The 18,409-nt window shown below is 60.3% G+C and carries 17 protein-coding genes; 11 read left to right on the top strand and 6 right to left on the bottom strand.

Going from position 1 to position 18,409, the window contains the following annotated elements; genetic code table 11:
- Positions 1 to 216: 216 nt before the first annotated feature.
- Genes cpaB through J0G10_RS04335 form a run of 8 tightly spaced genes read left to right on the top strand, consistent with a single transcriptional unit; the run spans position 217 to position 7,665 of the window.
- Positions 217 to 1,158 carry a Flp pilus assembly protein CpaB gene (gene cpaB / locus J0G10_RS04370; RefSeq protein ID WP_095047380.1) on the top strand — a complete coding sequence of 314 codons (942 nt, stop codon included), beginning with the start codon at positions 217 to 219 and terminating at the stop codon, positions 1,156 to 1,158.
- A gap of 20 nt (positions 1,159 to 1,178) precedes the next feature.
- Positions 1,179 to 2,396 (top strand): type II and III secretion system protein family protein, encoded by a 1,218-nt coding sequence (locus J0G10_RS04365; RefSeq protein WP_220557565.1) that lies wholly within the window; start codon positions 1,179 to 1,181, stop codon positions 2,394 to 2,396.
- Positions 2,393 to 3,583 carry an AAA family ATPase gene (locus J0G10_RS04360; RefSeq protein WP_007914643.1) on the top strand — a complete coding sequence of 397 codons (1,191 nt, stop codon included), beginning with the start codon at positions 2,393 to 2,395 and terminating at the stop codon, positions 3,581 to 3,583. The genes J0G10_RS04365 and J0G10_RS04360 overlap by 4 nt, the downstream gene beginning before the upstream one ends.
- Positions 3,580 to 4,848, top strand: coding sequence for a CpaF family protein (locus J0G10_RS04355; RefSeq protein ID WP_093430272.1), 1,269 nt, complete (start codon positions 3,580 to 3,582; stop codon positions 4,846 to 4,848). Before J0G10_RS04360 ends, J0G10_RS04355 begins: the two co-directional genes overlap by 4 nt.
- A gap of 18 nt (positions 4,849 to 4,866) precedes the next feature.
- Positions 4,867 to 5,751, top strand: a complete 885-nt coding sequence (locus J0G10_RS04350) for a type II secretion system F family protein (protein ID WP_095047377.1) — start codon at positions 4,867 to 4,869, stop codon at positions 5,749 to 5,751.
- A gap of 1 nt (position 5,752) precedes the next feature.
- Positions 5,753 to 6,637, top strand: coding sequence for a type II secretion system F family protein (locus J0G10_RS04345; protein ID WP_220557564.1), 885 nt, complete (start codon positions 5,753 to 5,755; stop codon positions 6,635 to 6,637).
- 22 nt (positions 6,638 to 6,659) lie between these two features.
- Positions 6,660 to 7,382: a tetratricopeptide repeat protein gene (locus tag J0G10_RS04340; protein ID WP_095047375.1), complete on the top strand. Its 723-nt coding sequence runs from the start codon at positions 6,660 to 6,662 to the stop codon at positions 7,380 to 7,382.
- A gap of 10 nt (positions 7,383 to 7,392) precedes the next feature.
- A complete protein-coding gene (locus tag J0G10_RS04335; protein WP_095047374.1) occupies positions 7,393 to 7,665 on the top strand; it encodes a DUF3613 domain-containing protein in 273 nt (90 codons plus the stop codon).
- Between the two features lie 118 nt (positions 7,666 to 7,783).
- On the opposite strand, the gene J0G10_RS04330 is transcribed toward J0G10_RS04335, so the two are convergent.
- Entirely contained in the window at positions 7,784 to 8,146 is a 363-nt protein-coding gene (locus tag J0G10_RS04330) for a DUF6124 family protein (RefSeq protein ID WP_095126100.1), read from the bottom strand.
- Positions 8,147 to 8,592: 446 nt separating this feature from the next.
- Here J0G10_RS04330 and J0G10_RS04325 point away from each other — a divergent pair, with 446 nt between their 5' ends.
- The gene (locus J0G10_RS04325; RefSeq protein ID WP_220556126.1) at positions 8,593 to 9,735 is read left to right on the top strand and encodes an IS481 family transposase; all 1,143 of its coding nucleotides are present in this window, start codon (positions 8,593 to 8,595) and stop codon (positions 9,733 to 9,735) included.
- A gap of 590 nt (positions 9,736 to 10,325) precedes the next feature.
- Here J0G10_RS04325 and J0G10_RS04320 read toward each other — a convergent pair.
- The gene (locus J0G10_RS04320; protein ID WP_116255838.1) at positions 10,326 to 11,114 is read right to left on the bottom strand and encodes a response regulator transcription factor; all 789 of its coding nucleotides are present in this window, start codon (positions 11,112 to 11,114) and stop codon (positions 10,326 to 10,328) included.
- Positions 11,115 to 11,240: 126 nt separating this feature from the next.
- The gene (locus tag J0G10_RS04315; RefSeq protein ID WP_220557562.1) at positions 11,241 to 11,711 is read right to left on the bottom strand and encodes a prepilin peptidase; all 471 of its coding nucleotides are present in this window, start codon (positions 11,709 to 11,711) and stop codon (positions 11,241 to 11,243) included.
- Positions 11,712 to 11,786: 75 nt separating this feature from the next.
- Between J0G10_RS04315 and J0G10_RS04310 the strand changes: the two genes are divergently transcribed.
- Together J0G10_RS04310 and J0G10_RS04305 are read left to right on the top strand one after the other, a co-directional pair.
- The gene (locus J0G10_RS04310) at positions 11,787 to 12,230 is read left to right on the top strand and encodes a TadE/TadG family type IV pilus assembly protein (RefSeq protein ID WP_095047370.1); all 444 of its coding nucleotides are present in this window, start codon (positions 11,787 to 11,789) and stop codon (positions 12,228 to 12,230) included.
- On the top strand, positions 12,227 to 14,980 hold the full coding sequence (locus J0G10_RS04305; RefSeq protein WP_220557560.1) for a PAS domain-containing sensor histidine kinase: 2,754 nt from the start codon (positions 12,227 to 12,229) through the stop codon (positions 14,978 to 14,980). The genes J0G10_RS04310 and J0G10_RS04305 overlap by 4 nt, the downstream gene beginning before the upstream one ends.
- Here the strand turns inward: J0G10_RS04305 and J0G10_RS04300 are convergent.
- The 3 genes from J0G10_RS04300 to J0G10_RS04290 all read right to left on the bottom strand — a co-directional run bounded on the left by J0G10_RS04300 (position 14,977) and on the right by J0G10_RS04290 (position 18,398).
- Positions 14,977 to 16,965 (bottom strand): pilus assembly protein TadG-related protein, encoded by a 1,989-nt coding sequence (locus J0G10_RS04300; RefSeq protein WP_220557558.1) that lies wholly within the window; start codon positions 16,963 to 16,965, stop codon positions 14,977 to 14,979. The genes J0G10_RS04305 and J0G10_RS04300 overlap by 4 nt on opposite strands.
- Positions 16,966 to 17,170: 205 nt before the next feature.
- Positions 17,171 to 17,728: a DUF4136 domain-containing protein gene (locus J0G10_RS04295; protein WP_095047367.1), complete on the bottom strand. Its 558-nt coding sequence runs from the start codon at positions 17,726 to 17,728 to the stop codon at positions 17,171 to 17,173.
- Positions 17,729 to 17,783: 55 nt separating this feature from the next.
- Entirely contained in the window at positions 17,784 to 18,398 is a 615-nt protein-coding gene (locus J0G10_RS04290; protein WP_095047366.1) for a DUF4136 domain-containing protein, read from the bottom strand.
- Between the last annotated feature and the right edge of the window lie 11 nt (positions 18,399 to 18,409).

Genomic DNA, 18,409 nt, shown 5'->3' with positions numbered 1-18,409 from the left:
CGGAAAGTATTAATCCAATCGTGTTTTTGCCATCGGCTGCTGTTAATTGGCCAAGACTCATACTTTCGTGAGTTATTTTCCTGTCAGTAATGGCGTTTTGGCTTGGATCAGCTAGCGTGGAAATAGCGAAATAGTTGCATGTTCATAGCTGCCGGATTGGGAACTTCTCTCGTTAGCAATAGCAGTGGGTAGTGCAGCAGGAAAGGGAGAGCCGTCATGAACAGTCGCGTCACCATGGGCCTTGCAGCCATCCTGTTATTGGGAGCCATTTTTGTCGGTTACTGGGGACTGGTACTCAGTCGTCAACCAGCGCCCGTCGCCGTCGCCCCCGTCGCCCCAACTGTCACTGTTGAAAAAACTGTCGCGATCGCCGAAGACCAGACCCGCCAACCCGTGGTGGTGCTGCTGCACGACGTGCCACCCTTCACTGCGCTGACCGCCGCCGATGTAGCGGTGGAAAAACTGCGCAGTGCACCGGCAGGCAGCTTGAGCAGTATCGATCAGGCCGTCGGTCGCACACCCTGGCGGCACCTCAGCGCCGGCACCTGGCTGAACGATGAAAGCTTCACCGCCGGCGGTTCACTGGCACGCATGATTCACAGTGACGAACGCGCGCTCACCGTGGCTGTTGACGAAGTGATCGGTGCCGCCGGGCAACTGATTCCCGGCGATTACGTCGATGTCTTGCTCTACTTGCGCCAGGATTCCAGCAACCTCGAACAGTCGGCGCAGATCGTTTTGCCGGCCATGCGCGTGCTTGGCGTGGGTGACCAGTACGGCCTGACCAACGACGGTCAACCGGCCTCGCCGGCCCTGAGTGCAGACGAAAAACTCAAACAGGATCAACGCCGCGTTGCCGCGCGCACCGTGGTGCTGGCGGTGCCGGAACAACTGCTCAGTCGCCTGATGCTCGCCACCCAGGCCGGCACCTTGCGCCTGGCCGTACGCAGCAGTGAAGAACAACGCCTGGCCAAATACTGGGCCGGCGAAAAACAGTCCACGGCCCATCTCGACACCGCCAACCGACAACTCTTCCAGTTCACCCAACTGGCCATGGGCACCGCACCGAAAGCACCGTCCAGCGGTGGTGCCGGTGGTGCCGCACGGCCTGCCGTGGAAATTATTCGCGGCAACCAGATCACCCAACAAAACCCATGACTGCGCAAGGATCCAAGGGCATGCAGAGTCGTTTCAGGCCGACATTCAAACCTATGCTGCGCGCCTTGTTATTGATGGGACTGTCGATGGACGCTGCGTTCGCGGCAGTCGGCAATTGTTCGGCACTGGGGCGCATGCCGCCAGTGATCGAAATCGGCGAAGGGTTTCAGCAGGACGTGCAGTCCCCCGTGGCGATCACGCGTCTGGCCATCGGCGACCCGAAAATCGCCGACGTACATGCCAATGGCAGTTCGTCCTTTCTGCTCACCGGCGTTGCGCCCGGTGCCACCAGCCTGATGGTCTGGACGTCGTGTTCAAGCGAACCGCGCCAAAGCATGGTCTTTGTTCAGGGCGCCGCCACTACCGCCATGACCGGCTCCCTACCCTCGGATGACCCGAGCCTGCCGTCGCAAGTGCAGACCGACATTCGTTTCGTCGAAGTCAGCCGCACCAAACTCAAGGAAGCAACCGCCTCGCTGATCGGCACGCGCGGCAACTTTCTGTTCGGTTCGCCCGGCACCTTGCCGCCGATTGACGGGGTGCCGCAGCCCCGCCTGCCAGTGGACAACTCACTGTTCAACTTCTCGTGGGTCGGCGGCAAGACCATGGCGATCATCAATGCGTTGGAAACCAGCGGCTTCGCCTATACCCTCGCGCGGCCAAGTCTGGTGGCGTTGAACGGGCAGAGCGCAAGCTTTCTGGCCGGCGGTGAAATTCCGATTCCTGTGCCCAGCTCCGGCAGCGACAGCGTGTCGATCGAGTACAAGGAATTCGGCATCCGCCTGACCCTCACGCCCACCATCATCGGTCGCGACCGCATCGCGTTGAAGGTCGCCCCGGAAGTCAGCGAACTGGACCTCAGTAACGCCGTACAGATCGCCGGCACCACTGTGCCGGCGCTGACTATCCGCCGCACCGACACCAGCGTGTCGCTTGGCGACGGCGAGAGTTTCGTCATCAGTGGCTTGATCAGCACCACCAACAGCTCGCAAGTGAACAAGTTTCCCGGCCTCGGTGACATCCCGGTGCTCGGCGCTTTTTTCAAAGGCTCGCAGATCAAGCGCGAAGAGCGCGAACTGTTGATGATCGTGACGCCGCATCTGGTGCAGCCATTGGCCGCCGATGCCCAGTTGCCGTCGTTACCCGGGGAAAAACTGCGCAATTACGACCCGAATTTCTACCGCATGTTTTTTCTTGAGAACGGCAATTTCGACAAGCGCAGCGGGTTATCGCAATGAGCCAGAACCTGAGCCAGACCTTTCTCGCCATCACCCGCAACAGCACCGATCTGGAGTGGCTGCAGGGCGCACTCGCGCCGCTCGGTCAGGTAGTCAGCGCCGGCGGCGGCAGCCTCGACGAACTGCTGGCGCTGGTGGATGTCACCTTTGCCAGCCTGGTGTTCGTCGGCCTGGATCGCGAGCACGTGGTCGCCCAGAGCGCGTTGATCGAAGGCGCGCTGGAGGCCAAACCGATGCTGGCGATCGTGGCCCTCGGCGACGGCATGGACAATCAGCTGGTGCTCAATGCCATGCGTGCCGGGGCCCGGGATTTTGTCGCCTACGGTTCGCGCTCCAGTGAAGTCGCCGGGCTGGTGCGGCGCTTGAGCAAACGCCTGCCGCCCGTAGCGCCGAATACGCAACTCGGCGGCCTTACGGTCATGTATGGCGTGCAGAGCAGTTCCGATGGAGCACTGTTGGCCAACCATATGGCCCTGGTGGTGCAAAAGAGCGGTCAGCAAACCTTGCTGCTCGATCTCGGTCTGCCGCGCGGTGACAGCCTCGCCCTGCTCGGGCTGGAAAGTTCGTTTCACTTTGGCGATGCCCTGCGTCACTTGCGCCGGCTCGACGCCACACTGATCGACAGCGCCTTCACCAGCGCCGAAGCCGGCCTGCGCATTCTCGCCTACGCCAGCAACGATGAGCCGTTGGAAAACACCAGCGCCGCCGAGCTGTACATGTTGCTCAGCGCCCTGCGCCAGCACTTCCAGCACATCGTCGTGAACCTCACCGGGCAGACCGACAGCGAGGCGTTGCGCACCTTTGTCAGCCATTGCGACAAGTTGCTCTGGTACACCGACCAGAACGTGCTCAACTGCCGGCGCAACCTCGCCGTGCTCAATCTGTGGCGTGAAAAAGGCATGAAGCTCGACCACGGGCGGCTGCTGATCGACCGTTACTTGAGCAACGTTGCGCCCAATTCGGAAACCCTCGGCAAGACCTTCAATCTGGAAGTGATCGCCACGCTGGCCCTCACTCCAGAAGTGCGCCTGAACGCAAAAAACCAGGGCGTCAGCCTGTTCGAACTGGCCCCGCGCGAAAAACTCACCCAGAGCCTGCGTGCGCTCGGTGAACGTCTGGCCAAACGTTCCGAGGGTCTGGCCAAGCCCAAAGTCACCTGGTTCGACCGCTTGCGAGGCACCTCATGAGCGCAGAAAAACTCTTCGGCGCTGCGCCCCGCAGCAGCGGCGGCAACAGCGATCACGAAGGCCTGAAACTGGTCCTGCATCGCTACATCATCGACGCCCTCGAAGAGTCGGGCAAAAACTTGCTGGAAGGTTCACGCCAACAACTCGCACAGTTCGTCACCGACAAAGTCGCCGAGTACATCGCCCGTTTGCACCTGGCGATTTCCCGCTACGAGATGGAGCGGCTAGCCGAAGAGATCGTCGACGAACTCACCGGTTTCGGTCCGCTGGAGGTGTTGCTGCGCGATCACTCGGTGACGGAGATTCTGGTCAACGGCCCGCACCGGGTATTCATCGAACGCGACGGTGTGCTGCACCAGAGTGACCTGCGGTTTATCGATGCCCATCACGTCGAACGCGTGATGCAACGCATCCTTGCACCACTCGGACGACGCCTCGACGAGTCCTCACCGATGGTCGACGCACGCCTGCCCGATGGCAGTCGGGTCAATGCGATCATTCCGCCGATTGCCCTCGACGGCCCCTGCCTGTCGATTCGCAAATTCCGCAAGGACATGCTTAAAAGCAGCGACCTGATCGCCATGCAAACCGTCGACCTGTCGATCTTCGAGTTTTTCCAGGATGCCGTCGGCAAGCGCTGCAACATCCTGATCAGCGGCGGCACCGGCACCGGCAAGACCACGCTGCTGAACATTCTCAGCCAGTTGATCAACCCGCACGAACGTCTGGTGACCATCGAAGACGTCGCCGAATTGCAGCTCGGCCACCCCCACGTGGTGCGCCTGGAAACCCGTCCGCCGAATGCCGAAGGCCACGGTGAAGTGAAGGCCAGCGACCTGATCCGCAATGCCCTGCGGATGCGCCCCGACCGGATCATCCTCGGCGAGATTCGTGGCGTCGAAGTGGTCGATGTACTCACGGCGATGAACACCGGTCACGACGGCTCGATGAGCACCGTGCACGCCAACAACGCCCAGGATGCGCTGCTGCGCCTGGAAACGCTGGTCGGTCTGACGGGCCGTTCCATCGCCGAACGCACCCTGCGCCAGATGATCTGCGCGGCCCTCGACGTGATCATCCAGTTGACGCGCATGCCTGACGGGCGCCGTTGCGTCAGCGAGGTCGTGGAAGTGGTCGGCATTCGCGAAGACGTCTACGTCACCAACACGCTGTTCCGCCTCGACCGCCGCAGCGGTTTCGGTTTCTTGCGCGAAGCCGTCAATCCGGCCGGCGACAAGCTGCGCCACGAGACACATCTGGGCTGACGGCAAGGAGCATCGAGCATGCTGGGACCGATCATTCTCATCGTTATCTGCCTGACGCTGCTGGGGCTGTCGATCCGCCTGTTCCTGCAAGGTCTGCGCAAGACTGCAACGGAAAAAGTCCTCAATCGACTGGCCGCCGGGCAACCGCAACTGGCTGCCGAAAAACCTGTGTGGGTCGGACTGGAACGGATGTTTCTGCGTGCCGGACTGGGCCGCCCGACCGAGCGTTTCGGCCTGTGGCTGAGTCTGTGGGCGCTGGCGATGGCCCTGGGTTATTTTCTCGCCGACTGGGTCGGCCTGCTGCTAATGATCTTCGTACCGCCGCTCGCGCTGCGGCTGTACATCGCCGTGCTCTACCAGCGCCGGATCAAACGCATGATCGAGCAACTGCCGCAGTTGCTTGATCACACCGTGCGTAGCCTGAAGTCCGGGCGCACCCTGAGTGACGCGGTCATGGGCGGCATTGAGGCCAGCGAAGATCCGTTGAAAACAGCCATGGGTCGGGTCCAGCGCAACGTGCAATTGGGCGTGAATTTGCCGGATGCCGTCAGCGACTTTGCCGAACTGTATGAACAGGATGAACTGCGCATGTTCGCCCTCGGCCTGAAGGTCAATCATCGCTACGGCGGCAATGCCAGTGAACTGCTGGAGAACCTGATCAAACTGATCCGCGAACGCGACCAGGGTGCGCGGCAACTGCGCGCCCTCACCGGCGAAACGCGCATGACCGCGTGGGTGCTCGGCTCGTTGCCGTTGCTGCTGGTGAGTTACTTCATGCTGACCAATCCCGGCTACATGCTCGGGATGTGGAACGACGCGAGCGGGCAGCAAATGCTGATCAGCGCTGCCGTGTTGCAAGTGTTCGGCAGCCTGGCGCTGTGGCGCATGTTGAGGAGCGTCTGACATGGTCTGGCTCGCGGCACTGATGTTGCTGCTCGGCGCCTTGATGCTGGTGATCAATCACCTGCTGATGGAGCGGCGCCGGGTGCGTCAGATCAATCAGCGCCTGCAAGGACAACTGGTGCGCGAGAATCGCTTCGGCAACTGGTTGCGCGCATTGGGCAGCAGTAAGTTCGGGCAACGCTCGGTGAGCATCGACAGCGAAACGCAGACCCTGCTCAACCGCATCGGCTGGCGCCGGGCCAATGAACGCGCGCTTTTTGCGGCCTGCCAGATCGGCACGCCGCTGCTAACGTTGGGTTTGGCAATTTTTCTGCAAGAGGTGTTTTTCCCCCAGGCTGACAACCGCTGGATCGTGCCGATGCTCGCTACCGGCGGCGGTTATCTGCTGCCTAAACGCTTGCTGGCCTACGCGGCGGCACGCCGGCAGCAAACCATCGCCGTGGAGGTGTCGACGTTCATTCCGCTGCTGCGCATCCTTTTCGAATCCGGCATGGCCGTCGAACAAGCCCTGCGGGTACTCAGCATTGAAGCGCAAAAACTGCTGCCGGAACTGACCAGCGAACTGCGCCTGATTCTGGCCCGTGTCGACAGCGGCCTGGAACTTGGCCAGGAGTTGAACAAAGCCGCGGTGATGCTCGCCGTGGACGAATTCAACGACACCTGCGTGATCCTGCAGCAACTGATTCAACAGGGCGGCGGCGCGATGAAATCGCTGCTGGCGCTCAAGCAACTGCTCGATGACCGACGCCTGACCCGCCTGCAGGAATACATCTCGAAAATGTCGGCGAAGATGTCTGTAGTGATGATGCTGTTTCTGTTTCCGGCACTGCTGATCGTCCTCGCCGGCCCCGGCTTCACTGCGATTGCCCGGGCGTTCGCAAACTGACCTTGCTCATGGAGAGCGTTTGATGAAAGTACTGATAGTCATGGCAAGTCTGTTGCTGCTCGGCGGTTGCGCCACCGACGGCCAGGCACCCTGGACAGCACTGCTGTCACCGAGCAGTTGCAGCAAAATGACTCAGGAGCAGGAACTGGCCCTGAACCTCGCCGACAACCTGGCCAACGACGGCAAGTTGCACGCCAGCCTGGCCAACCTGCAAAGCCTGCCGGACAACATCAGCGAAGTGCGCCTGCGCAAAGCCAAGGTCTATCGTCTGCTCGGCCGTAGCGAAGCCGAGCCGCTGTACCGCGGCCTGCTCGGCGGCTGCCTGACCGCCGAAGCCGAACACGGCCTCGGTCAGCTCTACGCTGCTCGCGGCGACAACGGCCAGGCCCAGGCCCACCTGCAACGCGCCGCCCGCCTGGCCCCCACCGACGAAAAAATCCGCAACGACCTGGGCGTGGTCTATCTCAATCAACTGCGCCTCAACGATGCGCGCTTCGAGTTCCTCACCGCCATCGAACTCAAGCAGAACAATCAATTGGCGACACTGAACATGGTCACCCTGCTGCTGTACCAGAACGACTGGCCACAAGCCGCCGAAATCGTCAGCCGCGCGAAACTGACCCCGCAACAATTCACCGAAGCCCAGCAACGCGCAGAAAAACTCAAAGCCCCGGTCAAGGCCAAACCCGCCACCAGCAATCAAGTGGCCGCCGTCGCTGACCCGTTGCCGCCATCGCTCAAATAAGGAGACAGCCATGCATCCCTTCAAAGGCCTGTGCTACCTGACCCTGCTCAGCCTGCCCCTCAGCGCCACCGCCATCGACGCCGGCCCCGCCTCGGCGCAACAACAGGAAACCGAAGGCTGGCTGGTCCTGCAAAGCCGTAACAAAGCCGCCTCGCCAAAACCCCAAACGGCGACCGCGACCGAACGGGATTTGGCGATGCAGCGCTGGTTGAAGAAGTACAAATACGAGATTCCGGATTTTTATGATCCGGATGCGGGTGGGAAGATCGAGAGCAAGAATTAGTGAGGCGGTGACCTTGCGAGCGCTTTCGCGAGCAGGCTCGCTTCCACAGGTGGATTGCATTTCCAAATGTGGGAGCCAGCCTGCTGGCGATGAACGATGACGCAGTGTGCCTGCCGGATCAGGTCTGCGGATCCACCCGATCCAGTGCCCGGTTTACCGCCAGCTCGGCCAGCATGATGATCTGCTGAATCGCCAGCGCGGTATTGCGTTCCGGGCGGCCCAACTGATCGGCAAAGTTACCGGCCAGTGTGTTGGCCGAAGCCAGGGATTCGCAGGCATGGGCGAGCAGGCTTTCGGTATCGATTTTCGGATGGATGAGGAACATCGTGGTGGGTTGGTGGGGTTTCGCGGGTTCGGGGCAGAGGTAGAAATCGAGGGCGCGTTTGATGGCCTCGCGGTTCTTGACGAGGTCGTCGGCGCGGATAGCTTCTTCGAGTGGGGTCGTGGGTTCGGTGGGTGGGTCGGGGATCAGTTTGTCCATAACAACTCCTACTTGGCTGAGGAGCCAACCTTTGTCGTTTCCACACGACAAAAGGTGGCAGCTGTACGCAGGGTGGAAAACCGATAAGTAGGCAACCGGCCAGACCGAAGCCTGCCCGCGCACAGCCGCCGCGACACAGTTTGCAGACGAAAGAAGACGCCGACAATGATTGCGGTAGCGATGCAACGCATCTACTTGAAATTCAGGTTTCCACACCCGGTCGCTGAATTGGCAGCGACAGCCAAAGACTAGAGAGCGCACGTCCGACGGACAACCTGAAAACCGTGTGGGAAGGTTCCGGTTATCTGGCACAAATTTAAACAGCCAAAAGCCAACCCTCACCCTAACCCTCTCCCTGTATGTACCGGAGACATGGTGGACAGGTGTTCGGAGACATGGTGGACACATTTTAATAGACACATTGCTCATCGCGAAGGAGATGGCCTGTGTCTTGGGAAGAGGTGTCCACCGTGCAGCTTCGTTCAGAATTCGTGCTGTTGGCTCGGCAAGAAGGGGCCAATGTTCGGCAGCTTTGCCGTCGATTCAATATCAGCCCAAGCACTGCCTACAAATGGCTCAACAGGTTTGAGACCTCAGGTGCAGAGGGATTGATCGATCAGTCTCGACAACCAAAGACATCACCCAAACGTTGCGCTGACGATGTTGAGCAGCAGATTCTGACCGTGAGTCAGGAGTACGCCGCTTGGGGCGCTCGCAAGCTCAAGCGTGTGCTGGAAGACGACGGCAAAGTGATGCCTTCGGTCAGTACCGTGCATGCGGTTTTACAGCGTCATTCGCGCGTTGATCCAAAGGCCGCTGAGATCAAACCGTTTATCCGGTTCGAGCATGAAGCGCCCAACGATCTTTGGCAGATGGACTTCAAGGGACATATCAGCCTGGCTCAGGGGCGTTGCCATCCGTTGACGATATTGGACGATCATTCACGGTTTTCGCTGTGCATCGCGGCATGCATTAATGAGCAGCGCCAAACCGTTCAGGAGCATCTAATCAGGACCTTTCGGCGTTTCGGCCTGCCTTTACGCATGACGATGGACAACGGTTCGCCATGGGGTGATCAGACAGGTGTTTATACCGCACTGGAGGTCTGGCTGATGAGCCAGGGCATCAAGGTCGGCCACTCCCGACCTTATCACCCGCAAACCCAGGGAAAGCTGGAGCGCTTCCACCGCAGCCTGAAAAGGGAAGTCCTGCAAGGCCAGCTCTTCATCGATCTGGACGATGCGCAACGGGCGTTTGATATCTGGCGTGAGATTTACAACCAGAAGCGCCCGCATCAAGCACTGGGCATGCAGGTTCCTGCTACTCGCTACAGTAGTAGCCCGCGGGAATATCAGGAGCAACCGGCGGCGCCTGAGTACGATGATGGGGATGTGGTCAGGAAGGTTCAGGTGAAGGGCGAGATCTACTGGGGCAATCGTGAATACACAGTTGGAAAGGCATTTTACGGGAGGTCAGTGGCTATCAGGGAAACGACGGAGGACGGCATCCACGATGTCTACTGGAGTAGACATCGTATCGCCCGAATCGACTTGAACTTGCAGATCGTTACGGCAGGTAAGAAGATCTAAAACCGTCCACCATGTCTCCGAACATGTGTCCACCATGTCTCCGGTACATACACTCCCAGAGGGAGAGGGGACTGACCGAGGTGTTTGGGAGAGCTACGTCGACGTGAAAGACCGAGTCGAATTCAGATACTGAAAATCACCAGATCAGCTCCCTCACCCTCGGGAGAGGGCTGGGCGGGCGGTGTTCCGATGAGGGGCAAATCCACCACAAAACTAAAGCCGAACACCCGCTCTTCACCACTCAATAGGCCGAGTGTCAGCTCGCCTGCTTTTGATCTTGGAGCCCGTCGGCAGGCTGAGTAGAGGGATTGATCCGGGGGTAGGCGCGCAGCGCCGTTCGACGAAGTCGAACACATCGAAAGGAGGTGCAGCGAAGCAAACCGGAAGCGATGCCCCCGGATCGATCCCGGAGCGAAGGAACCCCGAGCCCCAGCGAGCGGGCCGAACGTCAGGGCGCAGACCTTTTGGTTACTTTTGGGGCGTTTGCCAAAAGTGACCCGCTGTAAGAGCGGAACCGTCAGCGGCAACCCCCGCAGCAACGGATATTCACCCAAAACCCCAAGAGCATGGTCGGCCCAAAGGCCGCCAAGTCAATGCGCCGTAACCCGCTGCCGCAAAGCAGAAGCACTAGGCGACAAAGCCAAAGCCAACTGCGTCCGATTATGCATATGCGTCAACCGCAACACCTGAGAAACATAAAGCTTCACCGTGTTCTCGGTAATCCCCAACTCACAGGCAATCTGATAATTGGTCTGCCCCTTGCCCACCAACCGCGCCACATCCAATTGCCGCGGCGACAACTGATTGAAAATCTCCGGCATCTCCTGAGCCTCAGCCTCGACAGGCTCACCGCCCAACACATCACGAACCACCGCCGAAGGACTACGCCGCACCTTGTCCAGATCCTGATAAAGGTCATCAATCGACTCAGACAGATACTGCAACTTCTGATTCAAATGCCCCAATTGCAGATTCTTCTGCCGCTCCTGCAGCGCCGCCTCCTGACGCCGCACCCCGTCGAGCAACTCATCCAGATCAATCGGCTTCTGATAATAATCGGCAATCCCGGCACGCAATGCCTTGATCACATCCTGCTTGTCGGCACGCCCAGTGAGCATGATCGCCTCGAACACCCGACGCTTGCCCGCCAAACGCTGCAACGCCTGAATCAGTTGAATGCCATCCATGTCCGGCATGTGCAGATCACTCAGCACCAGACCGATTTCCGCGTCCTCACTGAAACACTCGATCGCCTGCAGACTGGATTCGCACGGCACACAGCGATAACCATTGCTTTCAAGAAACTCGCACAGCTCCTCCACGATCAACGGCTGATCGTCGACCACGAGGACTTTTACCGCAGACGTAAGCTTGTTCACGTGCTACTCCATGTCCCAGGCCAAAGCTGACCATTCCTGTACTGTCAGCCTTTGGCTGTATAACCAGTTCATTTGAAAGTAGACGTACTTTCCGACTATGTACATAGAACTAGTGGCGCTTGGCGACTAGTGGATCCAAAGCATAACGAGCACTGCACCGACCAGCACGAACGGTGCAAATGGCAGCTTTTTTGACATGCCCGGGGCCAGATATCGCAGACGTTCTCTAAGCCCTTGACTCATATGGAGCCAGACTCTTGGCGCCAGCAGCATCCAGATCAGGCTGGCGACGCCCGCCCCTATAAATACGCCAAGAATAAACAGACCGTCCGTCGCAAGGCCGAGGGCTGTCATTAATTTCACATCGCCGGAGCCCATGCGCCCCATGAAAAAACCCGGCAGGGTCAGCGCCAGCGCGATCAGGCAGGCCCAACCGCCCTGCTCCGCCTCAGCGCCCAACCAAGTGTTGCCGGTCCACAACAGATAGATCAGCGCCAGCGCCGCCGCACCGAGCGTCAGCCCATTGGCAATGCGTCGCTGGCGGGCATCTTGCGCCGCGCACAGGCCCAGCCAGATCAGGAGGAGAAAACTGTACATCCGGTAAAAACCGTCCATTTTTGCGGAATGATTCTATGCTGAGACTACGCAGTGACAGTCAGGGTAGACGCACTCATGAAAACCGGCTTTCGCAAGTCGCAAAAAGGTGCGGTGGCGATTGAGTTCGCCTTGGTGTTCATCATCTTTTTCGCCGTGTTTTACGGCCTGGTCAGTTACAGCCTGCCCTTGGTGATGATGCAATCGTTCAATCAGGCCACGTCCGAAGCCGTGCGCCGCAGTGTCGCGGTCGATCCCAACACACCCAACTATTCAACCGTGGTGATCAACACCGCGAATGCCACGCTGACCCAGCAATTGTCCTGGATTCCGCCGGTCTTCAACCTAGTGATCGGCGTTGATACCAACACCCAATACAGCGCGTCAGGCCTGCTGACGGTGCGCGTGGATTATCCGGTCAGCAAGTTGAATCAGGTCATGCCGTTTCTGGTGCTTCCGGTGGTTGGTACAGTGCCCAATCTGCCCACCTATCTGACCGCCAAATCGAGTCTGCAATTTTGACGTCGGGGGACAAGCTCTTCGGGCGCTTGCTCAAACGCACACCACCCGCCGCCCACGAGTTGCCCGACCCACTCGGCTCACCCGCGACAGGCTTGCACCTGTACCTGAACGACGACGGTGACGTGCTGCAAATGGCCGGGCCGCTGCGGCATCTGCTGGCGCAGTTCAAACCTCAAGATCAACCCTTGCCACTCAGCACTTATCTGATGCCCCACAGCACGCTGACCATCGAAGGTCGGCCGAGGGAGTGGCTGGGGCTCTTGCTGGATCTCGATTTTTTCGGTCTCGCCGAGCAAACCGTGCACCTGCGTGGCTGGGTACAGCCGCTGGGCGACGGCTGGCTGATGCAGTTGATCGACATCGCTGACTTGCTGCTTGAACGCCAACAATCGCGTCAGCGTGATGCCTGCCAATTGATCGCCGGGCAGGTCAGCGAACAGTTACGCGCCTGCAGCCAAGTGCGTTTGCCGGTGATCGTCAGCGAACAATTGCAAATGATCGCCCAGCGCTGGCATATCCCCTGTCTGGCGCTGGCCTTGCTCGATGATGAGCAACAGGGCTGGCAAATCCATCGCCAGTATCGCGCCCACGATGCGCCGGATCTGTGGCATGACGGGCAGCGCCTGGGCACGCCATTGGACAGCCTTAACGGTGCCGCGCCGCAACGCGTCGGCGCGCAGCATGGCCTCGATGAACATTCGCGGGTGCAGGCCCTGTTCGGCAGTGCCGAAGGTTTCGCGGTGCCGTACAGCGATGAGCGCGGTGTGGTGGCCTGGCTGCTCTGCGGTTTTTATCCCGTGGACAGCGTCGCGCCATACCTGAGCGAGCGCGACTGGATGACGCTGGCCGGCGCGCTGGCCGGGCCGTTGCTCGGCCGCCTGCGCGAACAGCAGCATCACTTGCAACTGGAGCGCATCGAAGCGTTGCAAACCCTGTTGGGTGCAGGCTGGTGGGAGATTTTGGCAGGCGACAAGCACATTCAACTGGCACCCGCGCTGGCGGCGGTCTTGGACGTGAACCCTGGCGGATTACCGCTGGAAGACTGGCTGACGCAAATCCATCCCGCCGACCGCGACGAGTTGCGCAGCCGTCTGCAAGCCTTGCAACAACACGGCGAAGCCCTGACGTTATCGGTACGCCTGCGCGGTGGTAATAACGAGCAGGCGCCCACGTGGTATCGCGTGCAGGGCCAAGTGATTGGCAACGGCACGCAACGGCGGTTGGTCGGTTTCATGCTCGACATCAGCGACATCCAGAACCAGCAACAACGGGCTGCCGCCGCGCATGCACGGCTGGACAACCTGATCGCCAGTTCGCCCGCGGTGATTTACGTCCAGCACTACCACGAAGGTGCACTGATCCCGGCGTTCTTCAGTGCCAGCCTGCAACCCTTGCTGGGGTGGAACCTTGAGGACTGCAGCGACGGCGCTCTGGTCGAGATGATCCATCCCGAGGATCGCGATGTGTATTTCGCCCGCAGCCGCCAGTTGCTGCGCGAAGGTTCGGTGCGCAGCCGTTATCGACTGCGCGACCGTCGCGGCGAGTATCACTGGTTGCTCGATGAAGCCCGTCTGCTGCGCAATGACCTCGGCCTGCCGGTCGAAGCGGTCGGTTTGTGGCTAGACGTCACCGAGGCGACCCTGGCAGCCGAACAGGTGAAAAAGAGTGAAGAGCGCTATCGGATTCTGGTGGAAGACTCGCCGGCAATGATCTGTCGCTATCGCCCGGATCTGATTCTGACCTTTGGCAACCGGCCGTTGGCGAAGTATCTGGAATGCACGCCGGAGGAACTGCCAGGGGTCGATCTGGGCAGCTGGATGTCCGAGGAACAACGTACTGCGTTCGTCCAGCGTCTCGCTGCACTGACCGTGGAGCAACCGGTGAGCACCGCGGAAATCAGCCTGCAACTGCCCGGCAGAGAACATGCCTGGTGGGTGTGGTCCGATCGCGGCGTGTTCGATGAGCACGGCCAGTTGATCGAAGTGCAAGCGGTGGGCCGAGACAACACCGAGGTGCGCCGCTCGCAACAGCAACTCACACAAAGCGCGAAAATGGCCACCCTTGGCGAAATGGCCACCGGCCTCGCCCATGAAATCAATCAGCCGCTGAACGTGATGCGCATGGCCATCGTCAACGTGCTCAAGCGCCTGGGCAACGGCGATGTGCAGGTCGATTACCTGACCGACAAACTCAACCGCATCGATGCGCAGGTGCAGCGGGCAGCGAAAGTCGTCGATCACATGCGCGTATTCGGCCGACGTTCGGAGATCGAGCAGCAACTGTTCAACCCGGCCTCGGCCATCGAAGGCACGCTGTCGCTGCTGGCCGAAGGCATGCGCGGCAAAGGCGTGGACTTGCGCATCAGCGAGACCGCGTTCGAGGTTCAGGTGCGTGGCTACGTCGATCAGCTTGAACAAGTGTTGATCAACCTGATGGTCAATGCGCGCGACGCGTTGCTGAGCAAACGCGAGAAGGATTCATCTTTCAAACCGTGGATTTCGATCTATGCCGAACGCGATGAACAGTGCGTGCGCCTGTGGGTCGAGGACAACGGGGGCGGCATCGATCCGCGTTTGCTGGAGCGGATTTTCGAGCCGTTTTTCACCACCAAACCCATCGGCGTCGGCACCGGGCTGGGGCTGTCGGTGAGCTACGGCATCATCGACAACATGGGCGGCGAGTTGAGCGTGCGCAACTCGGTCGAGGGCGCGCGGTTCTGCATCGAGTTGCCGGTTGCCGTGGACGCCTAGATCACCAGATAGGCCTTGCCGGTCTGGCCGCAGGTCATGTTGGCACCGACGTCGACATCCATCAGGTTAATGCCCAGGCCTTTGAGCAGGTTGTTCAGCAGCGGGTCGAGCAACGGGCTGACCAGGTTGGTTACCACCGGCAGCAGTTTGCTGGTGACATCACTGATCAACGAGGCAACGCCGGTAACAACGGCCCCCAATGGATTGCTGCCCTGGGGTTTGTAGACGATCAGGTTGATCCCCGCGAGGGTGTTCGACAAGCTGCCGACGATGTTGTTGGTCGGTACGGCGGGCAGCACGCTCGGTAGCAATTTGAGGTTGGCCGGGGTGGCGAACGGTGTGCCGCTGGAGAACACCAGATCCTGGGTGTTTTGCGCGACGCTGGTGTCGAGCATGATCGCAATGCCGCCAGCGCCGTATTGAATATGGGTGGAGGGGTCGCAAGTTCCGATGCCCAGGATCTTGTGGCACGTGACGATTCCCAGGTCAACCAACGGTAATGGCGTGACAGTCGGTTCGGCGGCCGAGGAAAAGGCGTTGGCAGGGTCGATCTTGCCGAGTTTGAGGTCGGCAATGGATGTGATGGTGTGGGCAGTCAGGCTTTTCGTGCCTGTTGTCCCGGTTGGGCAGCTGTAATCGGTGACATAGCTTTTCGCGCCACCAGCATCCAGGCTGATGTCAATTTCGGGGGATGGCAATAGGAGTGGGTCGAGTTGCTGGCAACCGGCGCAGGCGACCGAACTCAGGACTGCTACCAGATTCAGACTCAGGACCGCATTGAGCGTCGGCGTCAGTCCCGCGACCAATCCCAACACCGCATTGGTCAGCCCCGTGACCCCGGACAGCACCGGCAGGCTCACCGACAACATCGTGCGCACCTGCGCCGTACGCACATAAATCCGGTCCGCCCCGGTCGGGTTTACCTTGGCCCGCGCCGGATCGCCAATCGCAGAAAACTGCGGCGGCTCGATCACTTTCACCCGCACCGTGACATTCGCCAGCCCGAGCACGCTGATCGGCAACGTCGCCGCCACCGCACTCTTGCTGTTGGCCAGTTGCACCACGCCCTGAATCAGTTGCAGCAGTTGCAGATTGGCGTCCAGCCCTGCTGCCGTGGTCCCGGTCTGCAATTGCAGGATGTCACCCAGTTTGACCGGCGCCGCGTTGATCGCGGCCACCTGCAATTGGCCCAGCGCAGTGATCACCTGGGCGGTCGCACCATTGAGTTGCACCACCGTCGCGGCGGCCTGAATCAGTTGCGTCACCGTGGCCTGGGTATTGAGCAACTGCGTGTAGTTGCCGGCCGCGACGTTGAGATTGATCGCCAACTGATCAAGGTATTTCAGTAAGTTGATATCAGTGTTCAGCAGGCCGTCCCAGCCCAGTGCCGTGAGATTGACGTTACCACCGAGCAGCCCGGAAAACAGCGGATTGAGGATGTTCGACTGGGCTGTATCGATGCTCGTCAGCGTGCTGCGAATATTCAGTTGGGCGACCGTTGGCTGCGGTTTGGCGGCAACCGCCGAGGCGTTCAGCGTGGTATTGAGACTGACCGGTGTGCCGCTGAACAAGGCCTGTACACCACCGGCAAAACTGGTGGTCACTGTGCGACTGGCGACGACTTTGACCGCAGCCATTTGCGTAGCATCCACGGCGAACGTGCGCAAACCGCTGGCGGCAGTCACCAGGGTGCCGCACGTGGTGGCGAGGGTGTTGCTGGCGTCGACAACGTAGCCGTTGCGCACGGCGCTTTGCCCGGCGTAACTGGCGGCGCTCAGGCCCGGCAGGCAATCGCCGCCACGACTGACGGCCTCGAGGGCGGCGTTGTCCACCACCCGCTGCAATTTGCGTTGTTCCATGTACAAGCGGCCGGTGTCGACCACCAACAGCAGCATCACCACCGCCAGACTGAGGGTGGCTGCCGCCATCAAGCCAATCGCCCCGCGCTGCCGGGCCGGGCTGGTGAATCGCGAACGAGGCGACATGGCGCACTCCTTTGCCGCAAGCTCCATTGGTGCAACTGAGTGTAGACGCGCAATCCCCCGTAGGAGCTGCCGAAGGCTGCGATCTTTTGATCTTGGCCTCTAAAAAGCAAAATCAAATGATCGCAGCCTTCGGCAGCGCCTACAGGGGGTCGTCGCAGGGCCAAAAAAATGGGAGCTCAAGGGCTCCCGTTTTTCCTGAACAGATTCAGCGCGGTGGATAGTTGGCCAGAATCCGCCCGACCGTCTCGCGGATGGCATTGCTGCGATCCTGCGGATTCGGCCGGCTGGCGAGCATCTGCTCATCGCTGCCGCGCCACACCAGTTTGCCGTCCTTGCCGTCGAGCAGGTCGATCTGGATGGTCGCGACCTTGTAGGTGATGTTGCGCGTTTCGTTGTACATCGGTGCGCCCCAGTAACCATTCCACGGGCCACCCCAACCACCGCCGTAATTGGTCGTCACTTGTTGCTGACGATCTTCGACAATCAGATAGGTCTGCACACTCAAATCACCCTTGGCCCCCGCCGCCGCAGGACGCAAACCGCGCTGGTCGAGCTGATCGGCCACAGCCTGGCGGATGCGCTGTTCGGTCAGGTCGCTTTTGATTCGTGGATCATCGGGGCGATATTGCAGGGCGGGGTCTTTCCAGCTCCAGCTGCGATAGGCGGCAAAGTCGCGGCTGGCATCGAAGTCGTGGTTGACCTGGTTGGCGGCGCAGGCGCTGAGCAGCGCGGCCATGGCCAGTAAAGCGAGACGGCGGAACATGGTTTTTCTCCGGTTGAAGACATGAACCTGCGGCAGCTTCCCCGTTGGCAGAAAGCTAACTCGGAGGATACGCCGACATGGCCTTTTCCACAGCTTCGCGGATCGAATCGGTGCGATCGATTTCGCTGCCCTTGTTCGCGGTTTCGGCACTGGCACTCCAGACCGGTTGCCCGCTGCCGGCATCGAACAGATTGACCTGCACTACCACGACCTGCTCCGAATACGTGCGCACGATCGGCACCGTGTTGTACATGCCGTAACCGCGGCCGTAGCGATCATAGCCGCCGTATCCGCCGCCGTAATAACCGTAGTCGTCCTGGACCTGCCGCAAACGCGTTTCCAGCCGCAGATCGGCGCTGACCAACAGGTCGGCCGGGCGGTTGTCGTGCAACGGTCGCAAACCGCGCTGATCGAGGGCATTGCTCACCGCTTCGGCCACTTGCGCCGAGTCCGCCCACGCCGTACCCGGCGGCAACTGCCCGTTGAGCCAGGCCCAACTGCGATAGCGTCCGTAGTCACGCGGCGGCGCCGGGTAAGCGCTACGGTCGAAGGTGGTGGCGGCTTGCGCTGGCGCCGGCGGCAGGGGCCGCGACTGCGCCACGTAGGGGTTGCTGCCCTGGCAGGCAGCCAACCCCAGACAGATCAGCAATAACCCGGATTGAGCTTTCATGTCGCGCTCCG

Origin of the sequence: Pseudomonas germanica, from assembly GCF_019614655.1 — a bacterium.
GTDB classification, from domain to species: domain Bacteria; phylum Pseudomonadota; class Gammaproteobacteria; order Pseudomonadales; family Pseudomonadaceae; genus Aquipseudomonas; species Aquipseudomonas neuropathica.
This window is presented reverse-complemented; position numbering and strand designations above follow the sequence as displayed.